Below are 16,551 nucleotides of genomic sequence, written 5' to 3' on the forward strand. Positions count from 1 at the left end.
AATGAACAAAAACAATTAATGAAATTAACCATTTTAGGCTGTTATAGTGCCACACCAAGAATTTTAACCAATCCAACATCTCAGGTTTTAGAGGTGCAAGGACATATGTTTTTAATTGATTGTGGAGAAGGTACCCAAGTAGAGCTAAGAAGACACAAAATAAAGTTTAATAGAATTAAACACGTATTTATTTCTCATTTACATGGTGATCATTTTTTTGGTTTAGCTGGCTTAATTTCAACTTTTAGACTACTTACAAGAGAAGCAGATTTACATATTTACGGTCCAAAAGGCATTAAAGAAGTTATTACATTACAGATGAAATTAGCCGATTCCTGGACTAATTATAATCTTATTTTTCATGAATTAACTTCAACAGAATCTGAATTAATTTTTGAAGATGAAAAGGTAGAAGTACATACCATTCCTTTAAATCATAGAATATATACCAATGGTTTTCTATTTAAAGAAAAAGAAGGAAAGCGAAAATTAAATATTAAGGAAGTTGAAGAAGCTAATATTAATGTAGCTTATTATAGAAAACTAACACAAGGTTTTGATGTTGAAAATGAAGATGGAGTAATCATAAAAAATGAAACCGTTACAAAACGTGGTGATAAGCCAAAAAGTTATGCCTTTTGTAGCGATACTATGTATAAAGAAGACATTGTGCCATTAATAAAACATGTAGACTTATTATATCATGAATCTACATTTTTAGAAACTCAAGCACATTTAGCCCCAAAAACTAAGCATTCTACTGCAAAACAAGCCGCTACCATTGCAAAAAAAGCAAATGTAGGCAAGTTGTTATTAGGGCACTATTCTACGCGTTATAAAGACCTTAATGGCTTTAAAACAGAAGCGCAAGAAGTATTTGAGCCTGTTGAATTAGCAGAAGACGGTAAAACTTTTGAAGTTTAATTTAACTCCTTCAGTTTAACTATCCAATCTATTGCTTCATCTAAAGATAAACATCTTTTTATACTATTTTCAGAAAACTGTTTTTCTATTGTAGCATTCATAAAAGTCATGGTGCTATAAGTAACAATAGCTCCTGCCGCAATCATATTATATTCTTCCTTAACCATATTCCATGATTGAGGATTTATAGAGTATGAGTTTACCCTGTTAGAAATATAGCCTAATTTTACGTCACTTCCATAAAAAGCAACAGCCTCTTCCATAACTTCTTTTATCATTTTCCAATCAAAATGAAATCCTTCGTTTACTTCAGACAAGATAAATTTTTCAAAAAAATAAAAATTTCCAAAAGGTTTTACAATTTCAACATGCTTAAGGGTGTTAAAAAACTTAGAATTTTTAAATTTCATAATTAGTTATTAGGGGCATCAAACTTAATAAAGTTCTTTAATATTTAATAGCTAATGTGACATTTAATTTTTGTTATTTTGTATTATTATGGAAACAGATTTAAGTAATTATAGAAAGTCTTATGAAAAGGGTGAGTTACTATTAAATGAAGTACCCGAAAACCCTATGGAATTGTTTCAAAAATGGTTTTTTGAAGTGGATAAGTTTTTTACAGAAGATGAAACTAATGCCATGACAATTTCTACTTTTGGCCTTGATGGATACCCCAAAAATAGGGTAGTATTGCTTAAGAAATACACCTATGAAGGTTTTATTTTTTATACCAATTATTTAAGTGAAAAGGGAAGAGCAATAGAACAAAATCCTAATGTTTGTTTATCGTTTTTTTGGCATGGTGCAGAACGTCAAATTATTATTAAAGGGAAGGCTGAAAAAATTGCTGAAAATTTAAGCGATGGTTATTTTGAATCTAGACCACGTGGTAGCCAATTGGGGGCTTTAGCATCAAACCAAAGTGAAATTATTGAAAGCCGAGAATCTTTAGATAAAAAATTATCTGACTTAGAAATTAAGTATAATGGTAAAGAAATACCAAGACCAAAAAACTGGGGAGGTTATATTGTAAAACCAGTTGAATTTGAATTTTGGCAAGGTAGGCCTAATAGATTACATGATAGAATTAGATATACACTTCAGCCAGATTATAATTGGCAAATAAATCGATTATCTCCTTAATTAATCCGATTAAATGCAGATTTGAATACTTTAAACTACACTTAATCGTTAAAATATGTTTTTTATCGATTTGAAATATGTCGTTTATCGAATTTAATATTTAATATATGCAGTAGCAGTACATAGTTAATAACTTTATAAGACCAAATCTAAATTTACCTACTTATGAAGTTGTTAACAAAATTGCCATTATTGGCACTGTTAGCTGTTTTGAGTTTTTCTTGCTCAACAGACAGTTTTGATGATAAGGCCGAAGAAATAGAGTTAAGCCTTATTACACCCGAAACAAAATCAATAGAAATTGAAATTTTAGAGTATATTAATAACCACAGGCTATCTTTAGGTTTAAATCCTTTAGAGGATATGACCATAGTTAAGTCTGTTGCATACAGTCATACAGATTATATGCTTGATACAGGAGAGGTTTCTCATGATTATTTTTATACACGTAGTAATTATTTAAAAGAAAATGCCGGAGCTGTAAAAGTATCTGAAAATGTTGCTTACGGTTATAGTACTGCAGAAACCGTTGTAAACGCATGGTTAAAAAGTGAAGGTCATAAAGCCAATATAGAAGGTGATTTTACTAATTGTGATGTTGCTGCTGAAATGAATGAAAAAGGCAGATGGTATTTCACCAATATTTTCATAAAAAAATAACGCTGCTTTATTAGTTGCGTAAACCTTATAACCTTATTTGATTTACTGATTATTAGCAGCTTTACATAATAGAGGTATTGTGTAATTAAAAAATTAAATAGGTTATTTTAATGACTTTTTGTTGTTAAATTTAGCTTTAGGTAAAACCCTTTCAGAAATGAAAGGGTTTTTTATTATACAGTTATTTTTTGAGCGTTAGTTTGTTTTAAAGCTTCTTAGTATATAAAAACAAAAACCATCAATAGAATTAATCTAATGATGGTTTATGAGTTGTAATATATTATAAGCTATTTCATTTTTATAACAATAAATTGTGTACGGCGGTTTAATTGATGTTCTTCTTCGGTACATTTAACGGTTCCATCACATTTATTGGTTAGTTTTTCTTCACCGTAGCCTTTGTATTCTGTAATTCTGGAAGGATCTACACCGTTTTTAATTAAATAGTCGTATGTTGCTTTTGCTCTTTCTTGAGAAAGAATAAGATTATAAGCATCAGGTCCTCTAGAGTCTGTATGAGATTCTATTTTAATAACCATATTAGGGTAAACATTCATCATTAAATTAACAATCCTGTTTAATTCTACTGTACCATCTTCTCTAATATTATATTTATTAAAATCGAAGTAAATAGGATACAGTTCTTCAATAGGTATATCTTCAATAGAAACTGGATTTAAAGTTATATCTGTTGTTATGCTTGTTACACTTCTTTTAACTCCTTTTGAGGTAACATTTTGACTGTTATCAACATAGTTTTCCTTTTTAGTATCAAGAATATAATTGGTGTCTCTATCAATATTTATTTGATAATAACCGTTTTCATCAGTAATTAAGTCGGCAATTTTATTACCACCAATATCTTTTAAAGTAACCAATGCGTTAGATACGGGTTCATTGTTATTGGCATCTGTTACGGTGCCTTCAATAATTAAATTAGGAATTCTATCATAAGCATAAATATCATCACTACCAACGCCACCATTTCTATTAGAAGCAAAGAAACCAGACAAACCATCTTCATTCATAAAGAAGGAAAAATCATCTTTACTGGAGTTTACTGGTACGCCTAAGTTTATTACGCTTACTATATTGTTGTTTTTATCTAAAACAGTTCCAAAAATATCCAACATACCTAAACCAGGGTGACCATCTGAAGCAAAGAATAAAATGCCTTCACTGTTTACAAAAGGGAAACGTTCATTTTTATTAGTATTAATTATATTTCCTGCGTTTTGTGGTGTTCCGTATGTGCCATCGTCTTTTATATCAACGTAATAAATATCAGATCCACCATATCCTCCAGGCATATCTGAAGCAAAATATAATTTTGTTTCGTCATGACTTAAAGCAGGATGCCCATTAGAATATGAATTATTATTAAAACTAAGTTCTTCAATATTAGTCCATTCGCCATCAATTAATGAGGCTTTATAAATTTTTAAATTTGTAATACCATTTTGGTCATTTCCTAAAGTATTTTTGTTATAGTCATTTCTAGAGAAATACATGGTTTTACCATCTTTAGTGATGGTAATAGGACCTTCATGATAAATGCTATTTACATCTCCTTTTAATTTAGATTTATGGTTTACAATACTATCAGTACGATTACTTGTTGTATAGATATCTAGAAAAGGTTCTCCATTCCATCCATAAATATGTTTAGAAGAAACACCTTCGTCTCTTGATGAAGCAAAATAAATAGTACCGTTATGCTCATAGGCTCCAAAATCTGCATATTTTGAGTTGAACTTAACATCGGTTAAAAAATATTGTTGTTTAGCATTGAATATAGAGCTGATAAAATCTTCGTCTTTTGAAAAATTAAGATCATTAATTTTGCCACCCTCTTTCTTGTATTTACGTAACCATTTGCGAGATTCTTTATAGTTTTTAACCCCTCTTAATGCTTGTGCATAGTTATAATAATATGCTATAGGAATATTTTTTTGCTCAACTACTTTTTTATAGTAAACAACAGCACTATCAGGGTTACGCATAAAAGCATAACTATCGGCTAATTGTCTTGTAGCATAATCTGCATTATAGTTTTTATTTATAAGTTCATGATATACTTCTGCAGCATCTGCAAAAGCAAATTTGTTAAATAGATTATCTGCCTTTTTTTGAAAGCCATATTGTGCGTAGGTTGTAATACTAATTAGTATAGCAAAACAGGCTAATATGTAATTTTTTAATTTCATGGGGTCTTTTTTAAATTAAAAATCTACTGGTTATAGTTATGTAACCACACAAATAGGTGTGAGTTTATTCCATTTTTACCACAATAAATTGTGTACGACGGTTTAATTGATGTTCTTCTTCTTCACATTTTGCGCCATCTTCACATCCATTTGTTAATCTACGTTCACCAAAACCTTCATGTGCAGTAATTCTAGCAGGATCTATGCCGTTAGAAATTAAATACTCATAGGTAGAGTTAGCTCTATCAATAGATAATTTATCGTTATAAGTAAGCGCACCTCTAGAGTCTGTATGTGATTCAATTCTAATGACCATTTCTGGATAATCATTAGTCATTAAATCAACTATTTTATCAAGCTCTTCAGCAGCATCTTTACGTATTTTATGACTATCAAAATCAAAATAAATGGTATTTAATTCTGCTAATTTCACCACGTTAGGAACGGGGTTTAATAATAAATTAGCATTAATAGTAGTTAACTCCGTTTGAATGTTTTTCGAAGTGAATTCTCTATAATCTTCAATATATTTATCTTGGTTTGCAACAATTTTATAATCTTGATTTCTATCTATATTTATTTGATAAAAACCGTTTTCATCAGTTTCCATATAAGCAATTTGGTTGCCTTTATCATCAAATAAAGTAATTTTTGCACCTTCTATAGGTTGTGTGTTAATTGCATCTGTAACTACCCCTTCCACATGTAAAGTTGGTTCTCTATGGTAGGCATAAATATCATCAGAACCACGACCACCAGCTCTATTTGAAGCAAAATAACCAGTTATTCCGTTAGGGTTCATAGTGAATGAAAAATCATCTTTGTTTGAGTTAATAGGTACTCCTAAATTAACTACATCGGCAATGTTACCTTCTTCATCTTTAATAGTTGCAAAAATGTCTAAAAGCCCTAAACCGGTATGTCCATCAGAAGAAAAGAATAATACATCTTCTTGATTCATAAAAGGAAAACCTTCAGCATTTTCTGTATTTACTATTGGTCCCAGATTTTTAGGTTCTCCCAGAGAGCCATCAGGATTAATGTCAACTACATAAATATCAGATCCTCCATATCCACCTGGTCTGTCTGAGGCAAAATAAAGTTTGTTATCATCTTTATTTAGAGCAGGGTGTTGCGTTGAAAAAGCATCACTGTTTATTGAAAGGTCTTCAATATCTGTCCATATACTGTCTCTATAAGTAGCACGGTATATTTTCATATTGGTCATGCCTTTTTTATCTTTAAATTCAATTTGATTACTGAAGTTATTACTAGAGTAGTACATGTGTTTACCGTCTTTAGTAATGGTAACTGGTCCATCATGATAGATGGAGTTAACATCACCTTTTAATTTACCTGTGTGATCTACATTTTTTCTAGAACCAACATCTGTTACATAAACATCTAAAAAAGGCTGTTCATTCCAACCGTATAAGCGTTTTATAGAAACGCCTTCATCTCTAGAAGAAGCAAAATATACTTTGCCATTATGCTCAAAAGCACCAAAATCACTATATTTTGAGTTAAATCTAACTCTATCTAAAAAATATTGCTTTTTAGCATTGAAAACACTGGTAATAAAATTTGCGTCTTTTGAGAAGTCGTTAGAATTTACAACACCTCCAGAATCTTTATATCTCTTTAACCAGATACTAGATTCTTTATATTTTTTAATACCACGTAAAGCTTGAGCATAGCGATAATAATAATCGATAGGAACATTTTCTTGTTTAACAACACTTTTGTAATAACGAGACGCATTTTTAGGGTCTCTCATTAAAGCATAACAATCTGCTAAACGTCTTGTAGCGTAGTCTTTATTATAATTTTTTTGAATAAGCTCCTGGTAAACTTTAGCAGCTTTAACAAAAGAAAATTTGTTAAATAAAGTGTCTGCTCTTTTTTGTCTTCCTTGTTGAGGGAAAGCAGAAAAACTTAAAGCTAATGTGATACAAACTAATATGTAATGTTTTGATCTCATATCATGATTTATATTAGAAATATCTTGGTGATTTTAGTTTAGAACTTAAGAACTTAAATTCATACATTAATAAAATTTCATGAGTTCCAGATGTATAATCTGCAATGTCAGAAATTGGTTTTTCATAGGCATAACCTATACGTAATTGTCTAGATATTTGAAAATCTGCAATACCACCAATAGCAGCTGTTTGTTCATTAATTCTATAAGAACCACCTAGCCATAACTTCTCATTAAACAAGAAGTTTGCTGTTAAATCAAAAGACATTGGAGCTCCGTTAGTGGCTTTAATTAAACCAGCTGGTTTAAATTTAATGTTTTTACTTAGGTCTATTACTCCACCAACTGTAAAGTAGTAACTAATACGTTCTAAAGCTTCAAAATCATCATTTTTGTTGCTAAAGTCATTATTTAATATTCTTGGAGCAGATAAACCTGCATAAATTCTATTAGTACTCCAATAAACACCGGCACCTAAATTGGGTGTCCATCTGTCTTCTGTACCATAAATTAAGGGGTCATTTTGATTATCTGGATCTAGACGAAAATCTGTATCAAAACTAAACTGTGTAAAACCAGCTTTTAATCCGAATGATAATTTACCATCATAACCAGTTGGTATTGAATATGAGAAATCTCCGTATAGGTATGAAAAGTTTTGCGGACCTAAATCATCTTCTATAAAAGATAATCCTAAACCAATTCTATCATTACGTAAAGGAGTATGAATTGAAAAAGTTTGAGTTATTGGCCCACCTTTGAAACCAACCCATTGGCTACGGTGTAATCCAACAATACTTAAAGCCTCTCTACTACCAGCATAGGCAGGATTTACAGAAATTGTATTGTACATGTATTGTGTAAATTGAGGTAATTGCTGCGCAATTCCTGAAGCACAACCAAACAATGCAAAGGCTAATATTAAATGTTTTAAACGTGTCATAGGTTAAGGTTTTTTTATTTGGTTCCAATATAAAGTGGTCCAGTAAATGGAGGCAATCCACTATCTTTTATAGTTATTATATAATAATATGTTCCATTAGGTACTTTACCAGCACTACCTACAGATGCTTTAGAGCTAGTACCATTCCAGTCATTTTGGTAATCATCAGACTCGTACACTAAAGCTCCCCATCTATTGAAGATTTTCACATTATATTCAAAACCACATAGTTCAATACCTTTTATTTCAAATGTTTCATTATAGGCATCTCCATTAGGAGTGATAGCAGTAGATATATCTACATCTTTTTCACCACACGGTAATACTACACAGTCTGCATGAATATTCATTGTTATTTCTGTGATACTTATACATCCTTCATTAGTGGTTGTGTATCTAAATCTATAATCAATTCCACCGTCATCAGGTAAGAAATCAAAACTTAATTCTAAAGTTGTTGGGTCAAATATATTACCTGTTAATGTTGCCGCAGTATCACCTTCTAACATTTCCCAAGTACCATTAGTGTTTAAATCTTCTGGTAATAAATCATTCATATTTATAATACCTTCATCAAAACACCAATCTGGAGCAACAATGTCTGTAATTATTTCATCTAGTATAACATTGAGAGTTTGGGTGTATGTAGCTTCATTGTTACATTCATCTCTTACAGTCCATGTTCTAGTAATTACATAGTCTTCATAAACATTTTCTTCATAAGTACTCGTTTCATTAAATACTACAGTTAAGTTACTAGAACTAGAACAGTTATCTTCAAATTCTAATTCTGGAGCATCAGGGATGTCTGTACAACTCACCTCTAATGTTTCTTCATATGTAGAAGTTGGAGTAGGAGCTGTAGTATCTTGAACGGTAATTATTTGTGTGTGTGTTGTTGTTAATCCACATTCATCAGTAGCTGTATAGGTTCTATTTATGATGTAATTGTTAGGACAATCTCCATCAGTTATTACGTCTTGAACAGTTACTTCTGCTTCACCACAATTATCAGTGGCTGTTAAGGTTTCTACCTCTGGAATATTATCACATTCAACTGTGATATCAGTTGGAAGATTAGATTCAAATACCGGAGCTGTAGTATCTTGAACTATGATTGTTTGAGTATGTGTAGTTGTTAACCCACATTCATCAGTAGCCGTCCAAGTACGCGCAATAACATAGTTGTTAGGACAATCACCATCAGTTCTTACATCTTGTACAGTTACCGAAGCATTACCACAATTATCAGTGGCAGTTAAGATTTCTGCTTCAGGTACAGCATCACATTCTACAACTAAATTTGTAGGAGGAAGAGCTTCAACAAAAGTTGGTGGTGTTATATCTTGTACAGTTATGATTTGTACATGAGTTTTAGTTAATCCACAATCATCAGTCGCTGTATAAGTTCTTTTAATTGTGTAATTGTAAGGACAATCACCGTCAGTTCTTTCGTCTTGAACAGTTACTGTTGCATCACCACAATTATCAGTGGCAGTTAAGGTTTCTGCTTCAGGTATACCATCACATTCTACTGTAATGTCACCAGGTAATTCGGTTTGATCGAATTCAGGTGCTGTTAAATCAGATGTTGAAATTACCTGATCTTTACTTACAGAGTTTCCACAAGCATCTGTAGCGGTCCAAGTACGAGTAATAGTATATGTACCTTCGCAAGGGCCTTCTGTTTTAACATCAGTAAATGTAATAACAGGATTGTCATCACAGTTATCAGTAGCTGTTGCTGTTCCAAATGAAACAGGTGATAAATCATCACTACATTCTGCAGAAACATTAGGTGGTAATGTTAATTCAGGCGCAGTAGTATCTTGAACTGTAATGGTTTGCTGATGTGTAGCTGATACATCACAAATATTAGTTGCAACCCAAGTTCTTTCAAGAACATAGCTACTAGCACAATCGCCATCTATTCTATTTTCAGTATATACAACATTAATTGCACCACAAGAATTTGAAGCTGTTAGAACTACAGGAGCAGGAACAGCATCGCACTCTACTGTTATGTCTGTTGGTAAAGTAGCTTGATCAAATACTGGTTCTGTTGGTTTGGTAAATGTATATGTTGATGTTAGGGTGAAAGTTTCACATAAATCTTCAACAGTCCACGTAATAGTTATAGATCCACCAGTACAGAAATCAATAGACTCATTGTTATAATCACTTGTAATTACTGGCGAACAACCACCTGTAAGGCTTCCACTAATTATTCCTTGCTGAGAATTATACCAAGCAGCAATATCAGCATCAAGTTCTGCTTGAGCAGTACTTAAATCATCTGTATTAAATTCACATGCATCTGAAGAATCATCAGAAAGCGGATCATAAGTAATAGTACTAGCAGGATTTAAAGTATAAGTAGCCGCCACATTAATATTTTCGCAAATATCATCAATAGACCAAGTAATGGTTATAGAACCACCCATACACAAGTCAATCGACTGGTTGGTGAAGTTATGTGTTACCTCAGGAGATCCTCCAGTAAGGCTACTAGTAATAGTATTAGTTTGCTCAGTTACCCAATTGGCAATATCTGCATCAAGGTCTGTTTGCGCTATAGCTGGGTCATCTTTATCAAAGTCACAAGTATCTACAGTTTTGTTAGAAGGATTAGTAAAACTAATACTTTCTGGTTGCGTAAATGTATAAGTTGCAGTGATGTTATTAATAGTTTCACATTTATCTGTAATAGTCCAAGTAATGGTAACACTACCAGAAGAACAGAACGTTAATGTTTGTCCAGCATAATCGTTAGTAATTACAGGAGAACAACCTCCGGAAACACTTCCATTGATAGTTGTGTTTTGTGCATCTATCCACGCAGCAAGGTCAGCATCAAGGTTAGCTTGTGCTGTATCTGGGTCTGGATTATCAAACTCAGCCGCAGTAGAAGAATCATTAGATGGAGCTGTGTAAGTAATAGTGCTAGGAATAACATTAATAGTTTGTTCTAAAGATGAAGAGTTACCACAAGCATCAGTAATAGTATATGTTCTAGTCACAACAATAGGGCATGTACCAGTAGCTGAATCAGAGCTAGTAACAGTTAAGTTAGCATCCTCGGTACAATTATCTTCAATAGTTAAACCAAGCGTTTCTAATTCGGCAACAGTAGTTACAGCAGATGTAGCATCTGTAGCATCACACCCTTCAACAGTAGTATCAGCAATAGTACCGCTAATAGCAGGAGGCGTAGAATCATCTACATTAATAGTTTGTTCTACAGATGAAGAGTTACCACAAGCATCAGTAATAGTATACGTTCTAGTCACAACAATAGGGCATGTGCCAGTAGCTGAATCAGAGCTAGTAACAGTTAAGTTAGCATCCTCGGTACAATTATCTTCAATAGTTAAACCAAGCGCTTCTAAGTCGGCAACAGTAGTTACAGCAGGTGTAGCATCTGTAGCATCACAGCCTTCAACAGTAGTATCAGCGATAGTACCGCTAATAACAGGATCTGTTGTATCGCTTACATTAATAGTTTGTTCTACAGATGAAGAGTTACCACAAGCATCGGTAATAGTATAGGTTCTAGTCACAACAATAGGACACGTACCAGTAGCTGAATCAGAGCTAGTAACAGTTAAGTTAGCATCCTCGGTACAATTATCATCAATAGTTAAACCAAGCGCTTCTAAGTCGGCAACAGTAGTTACAGCAGGTGTAGCATCTGTAGCATCACAACCATCAACAGTGGTATCAGCGATAGTACCGCTAATAGTAGGAGTTACATCATCATTAACAATAATAAGTTGAGTACATTGAGAGGTATTACCATCAAAATCAGATATAGCATATACTCTGCTAATAGTTTCAGGACAAGAATTGTTATCGCTAGTTTGACTAACAAGAGTAAAAGTAGTTTCATCAATACCATTATTATCAGAAGCAGAACCGCCAGCATTTTCAAATTCAGTATAATTAGCATATGCAGCAGGAACATCTCCGATACAACTAACATCTATTGTAGGCGGGCAATTTATTTCAGGAGCTTCATTATCGTTTACAGTTACGGTAAATGAACACACAGTGGTATTTCCACAATCATCAGTTGCGGTATAAGTTACTGTTGTAGTTCCTAGGTTGTAAGTGCCACTAGCATCTTCAGCATTGGTATAATCATTAGTAAAACTCACATTAGCATCACAATTATCAGAAACTGTAGGAAGGGCAATAGTAACATTTGCACTAGGTTGTCCAGCATCTGCAGTTACGGTAATATTTGTAGGGCAAGAAATAACAGGGTCTGTTGTGTCGCTTACATTAATAGTTTGTTCTACAGATGAAGAGTTACCACAGGCATCAGTAATAGTATACGTTCTAGTAACAACAATAGGGCATGTACCAGTAGCTGAATCAGAGCTAGTAACAGTTAAGTTAGTATCTTCGGTACAATTATCTTCAATAGTTAAACCAAGCGCTTCTAAGTTGGCAACAGTAGTCACAGCAGGTGTAGCATCTGTAGCATCACAACCTTCAACAGTAGTATCAGCGATAGTACCGCTAATAACAGGATCTGTTGTATCATCTACATTAATAGTTTGTTCTACAGATGAAGAGTTACCACAAGCATCGGTAATAGTATAGGTTCTAGTCACAACAATAGGACATGTACCAGTAGCTGAATCAGAGCTAGTAACAGTTAAGTTAACATCCTCAGTACAATTATCTTCAATAGTTAAACCAAGCGTTTCTAATTCGGCAACAGTAGTTACAGCAGGTGTAGCATCTGTAGCATCACAACCTTCAACAGTAGTATCAGCAATAGTACCACTAATAGTAGGAACTGTTGTATCATCTACATTAATAGTTTGTTCTACAGATGAAGAGTTACCACAGGTATCGGTAATAGTATAGGTTCTAGTCACAACAATAGGGCATGTGCCAGTAGCTGAATCAGAGCTAGTAACAGTTAAGTTAGCATCCTCGGTACAATTATCTTCAATAGTTAAACCAAGCGCTTCTAAGTCGGCAACAGTAGTTACAGCAGATGTAGCATCTGTAGCATCACACCCTTCAACAGTAGTATCAGCGATAGTACCGCTAATAACAGGATCTGTTGTATCATCTACATTAATAGTTTGTTCTACAGATGAAGAGTTACCACAGGCATCGGTAATAGTATAGGTTCTAGTCACAACAATAGGGCATGTGCCAGTAGCTGAATCAGAGCTAGTAACAGTTAAGTTAGCATCCTCGGTACAATTATCTTCAATAGTTAAACCAAGCGCTTCTAAGTCGGCAACAGTAGTTACAGCAGATGTAGCATCTGTAGCATCACAACCATCAACAGTGGTATCAGCGATAGTACCGCTAATAGTAGGATCTACATCATCATTAACAATAATAAGTTGAGTACATTGAGAGGTATTACCATCAAAATCAGATATAGCATATACTCTGCTAATAGTTTCAGGACAAGAATTGTTATCGCTAGTTTGATTAACAAGAGTAAAAGTAGTTTCATCAATACCATTATTATCAGAAGCAGAACCGCCAGCATTTTCAAATTCAGTATAATTAGCATATGCAGCAGGAACATCTCCGATACAACTAACATCTATTGTAGGCGGACAATTTATTTCAGGAGCTTCATTATCGTTTACAGTTACGGTAAATGAACACACAGTGGTATTTCCACAATCATCAGTTGCGGTATAAGTTACTGTTGTAGTTCCTAGGTTGTAAGTGCCACTAGCATCTTCAGCATTGGTATAATCATTAGTAAAACTCACATTAGCATCACAATTATCAGAAACTGTAGGAAGGGCAATAGTAACATTTGCACTAGGTTGTCCAGCATCTGCAGTTACGGTAATATTTGTAGGGCAAGAAATAACAGGGTCTGTTGTATCGCTTACATTAATAGTTTGTTCTACAGATGAAGAGTTACCACAGGCATCGGTAAAAGTCCACGTACGAGTAATAACAATATTACAAGCATCAGAGTCGTCAATACTATCAACTCCAGTAACAGTAATATCAGCGCTACAGTTATCAGTAGCAGTTAAATCACCAGGAGCAGGCACATCATCAATACATTGATAAGTTATATCAGCAGGAGCAGTTGGAGCTGTAGGATCTGTTGTATCGCTTACATTAATAGTTTGTTCTACAGATGAAGAGTTACCACAAGCATCGGTAATAGTATAGGTTCTAGTCACAACAATAGGACATGTGCCAGTAGCGGAATCAGAGCTAGTAACAGTTAAGTTAGTATCCTCGGTACAATTATCTTCAATAGTTAAACCAAGCGCTTCTAAGTCGGCAACAGTAGTTACAGCAGGTGTAGCATCTGTAGCATCACACCCTTCAACAGTAGTATCAGCGATAGTACCGCTAATAACAGGATCTGTTGTATCGCTTACATTAATAGTTTGTTCTACAGATGAAGAGTTACCACAGGTATCGGTAATAGTATAGGTTCTAGTCACAACAATAGGGCACGTACCAGTAGCTGAATCAGAGCTAGTAACAGTTAAGTTAGCATCCTCGGTACAATTATCTTCAATAGTTAAACCAAGCGCTTCTAAGTCGGCAACAGTAGTTACAGCAGATGTAGCATCTGTAGCATCACAACCTTCAACAGTAGTATCAGCGATAGTACCGCTAATAACAGGATCTGTTGTATCGCTTACATTAATAGTTTGTTTTGCTATAGCAGTATTTTCACAATCATCAGTAACTGTAAAAGTTCTGGTAATTACAAGCGGGCAGTTTGAATTTGGAGTTATTTCATCAGTATAAGTAATACTTACAATCGTTCCATTATCAGAAGCAGTATATCCTGCAACATCGGCATATGAGTCTTTTATATTGGCAGATTGGGTAGCACTATATGGATATCTTGCAGTTAAAGCAGTAATATCATTTTCATCACAGCCATCTATATTTATTGGGCTAGGGGCTGTTATTACAGGGGCTTCGTTTACAAAATCTTCATAATCAATATCTATAATATGTGGAACAGGTATAGGTTCTCCTGTACATGCTCCAGTAGTTTCATAACCTTGTATTAAATCAGTAGAAAAAGAAACTCCAGAAATGGCACCAACACCGCTTAAAGTACCCGCTAAGGAAACTGTTTGTCCTAACATAGGGTCACTTAAAATATTACAATCTGTTGTTACCGTTAAGGTGAAACTTATATCTGCTAAAACGTCATCAGGGTTTGATGGTAAAGGTAATGTTCCTAAATCCCAAACAATAGCTCCATTTACTCCAATAGACGAGACGTAAGATGGAGTATTTGCTGTTGAAAACGGAGAATAAGTATTACTAACAATATTTAAGCCACTAGGGTTTACAGAAGCAGGAAGTGGCAGTGTTAAAACTGCATTATCAATAGCTTCTGTTCCTGTATTTTTTATTTCAATACTATAATCGGCTTCTTCATTTGGCTCCAAAGAATTATTAGTAGGACCTGGAGGATTGCCGTTAATTGTAGTGTTACTTATAATACCTTCTGGTTCTGGTACATAAGCGTCAACAGCAAAAGTTAAATTGAATATAGCATAGGTGTCTCGGGTTGAACCATATTTAAAAGATGTTTTAGTTTGGCCATTAGTTATTAAACTATTTCCTGTATTAGGAACGTTTAAGGTAAAAATATCTACCCCTGTATTATTTACTAAATTAGGATTTCTTGGATTACTTCCAGTTAAGATTGAAGAAGTAAAAAAGTTATTGGTAATTCCATTGTTATTGGAAAGTCTTTGGTAGTTGCCTGAATTTTGAACCTCAATTTCAAAATAATCACCACCAATAGGTTCTCCTTCACTAGCCATTAGTCCTAGTTTAATATTTACATCGCCTGATGTTGCAGCTTCAAAACCATCAATAGTTATAGTATATTCATCATTGTCACTTCCTTTAACAAAAGCATGACCATCAAAAACAGTAATATCTCTCCATTTCATGTCTGAATTTTCATAAACAACAACCATGCCCCAACCTCCAGAAAGTCCTGTCAAATCTATAAATCCTTCGTTTAGAGCAATATCGGCAACCCAGTATTCTCCAGGTCCATTATCACGAACATATTGTGTAACATCTGCGTATGCTGAAAATATATTACGATCTGCATTAGTAGGAAAATATATTTCGCTGGCATTTATTGGAGAATAATTTACTTCAGAAGGACCTTTTAAGAGTACTTTTTGTTTATCAAAAACTTTAGTAATTCCATTCTTTGTTACCTCAAAGGTGTTTGAGTTATTGTCCCCATCTAAATTTGAATCATTTCCACTATCTGCTCTACCTACCCAATATAATCCGGCATATATAATTTTAGAACATTCTGCAGCAGCACCATTTTCAGTAGAAAATTGCAAATTAGCCGAAGATGAGTTAAATGTATTAAATGTGTTTCCAGGAAAAACAATATCATCTCTGTCAACATAAACCATTGTATTGTCATTAGTTGCCGTAGTAGAGTAATTCTGCAATGTAAGGTTGGTATTACCTAGCATAGCAAAATCACCTTTAATCTTATAGATGGAATCGATGGGAGGAATTTGAGATTTTCTAGCTTCAAAATCAACCCTAACTTGACCATAGGTTGAACTAATGCTTGCTATAGCAAAAAAGAGAATACATAATATCTTATTAAAATTATTATGTTTTAAAAAGTGAATATATGGGTAAAGTTTTTTCATGATAAGGTTCAT

8 protein-coding genes are annotated in these 16,551 nt (G+C 33.6%); 3 read left to right on the forward strand and 5 right to left on the reverse strand.

Features of this window, described 5'->3' with window-relative positions:
• Positions 1–18 precede the first annotated feature (18 nt).
• The gene (locus BWZ22_RS13945; RefSeq protein WP_076701013.1) at positions 19–924 is read left to right on the forward strand and encodes a ribonuclease Z; all 906 of its coding nucleotides are present in this window, start codon (positions 19–21) and stop codon (positions 922–924) included.
• Here BWZ22_RS13945 and BWZ22_RS13950 read toward each other — a convergent pair.
• Positions 921–1,334 carry a hypothetical protein gene (locus tag BWZ22_RS13950; protein ID WP_076701016.1) on the reverse strand — a complete coding sequence of 138 codons (414 nt, stop codon included), beginning with the start codon at positions 1,332–1,334 and terminating at the stop codon, positions 921–923. The two genes, BWZ22_RS13945 and BWZ22_RS13950, sit on opposite strands and share 4 nt — an antisense overlap.
• A gap of 88 nt (positions 1,335–1,422) precedes the next feature.
• Between BWZ22_RS13950 and pdxH the strand changes: the two genes are divergently transcribed.
• Together pdxH and BWZ22_RS13960 are read left to right on the forward strand one after the other, a co-directional pair.
• Positions 1,423–2,070: a pyridoxamine 5'-phosphate oxidase gene (gene pdxH, locus BWZ22_RS13955; RefSeq protein ID WP_076701018.1), complete on the forward strand. Its 648-nt coding sequence runs from the start codon at positions 1,423–1,425 to the stop codon at positions 2,068–2,070.
• 165 nt (positions 2,071–2,235) lie between these two features.
• Positions 2,236–2,730 (forward strand): CAP domain-containing protein, encoded by a 495-nt coding sequence (locus BWZ22_RS13960; RefSeq protein WP_076701021.1) that lies wholly within the window; start codon positions 2,236–2,238, stop codon positions 2,728–2,730.
• Between the two features lie 287 nt (positions 2,731–3,017).
• On the opposite strand, the gene BWZ22_RS13965 is transcribed toward BWZ22_RS13960, so the two are convergent.
• The 4 genes from BWZ22_RS13965 to BWZ22_RS16510 form a co-directional block, all read right to left on the reverse strand.
• A complete protein-coding gene (locus tag BWZ22_RS13965; RefSeq protein ID WP_076701024.1) occupies positions 3,018–4,937 on the reverse strand; it encodes an OmpA family protein in 1,920 nt (639 codons plus the stop codon).
• A gap of 64 nt (positions 4,938–5,001) precedes the next feature.
• Entirely contained in the window at positions 5,002–6,918 is a 1,917-nt protein-coding gene (locus BWZ22_RS13970; protein WP_076701027.1) for an OmpA family protein, read from the reverse strand.
• A 13-nt stretch (positions 6,919–6,931) separates the two neighbouring features.
• The gene (locus tag BWZ22_RS13975; protein ID WP_076701029.1) at positions 6,932–7,861 is read right to left on the reverse strand and encodes a type IX secretion system membrane protein PorP/SprF; all 930 of its coding nucleotides are present in this window, start codon (positions 7,859–7,861) and stop codon (positions 6,932–6,934) included.
• A 14-nt stretch (positions 7,862–7,875) separates the two neighbouring features.
• Positions 7,876–16,539 (reverse strand): HYR domain-containing protein, encoded by an 8,664-nt coding sequence (locus BWZ22_RS16510; RefSeq protein ID WP_198027625.1) that lies wholly within the window; start codon positions 16,537–16,539, stop codon positions 7,876–7,878.
• Positions 16,540–16,551: the final 12 nt, after the last annotated feature.

The sequence above is a fragment of the Seonamhaeicola sp. S2-3 genome (genome assembly GCF_001971785.1).
Taxonomy (GTDB): Bacteria; Bacteroidota; Bacteroidia; order Flavobacteriales; family Flavobacteriaceae; genus Seonamhaeicola.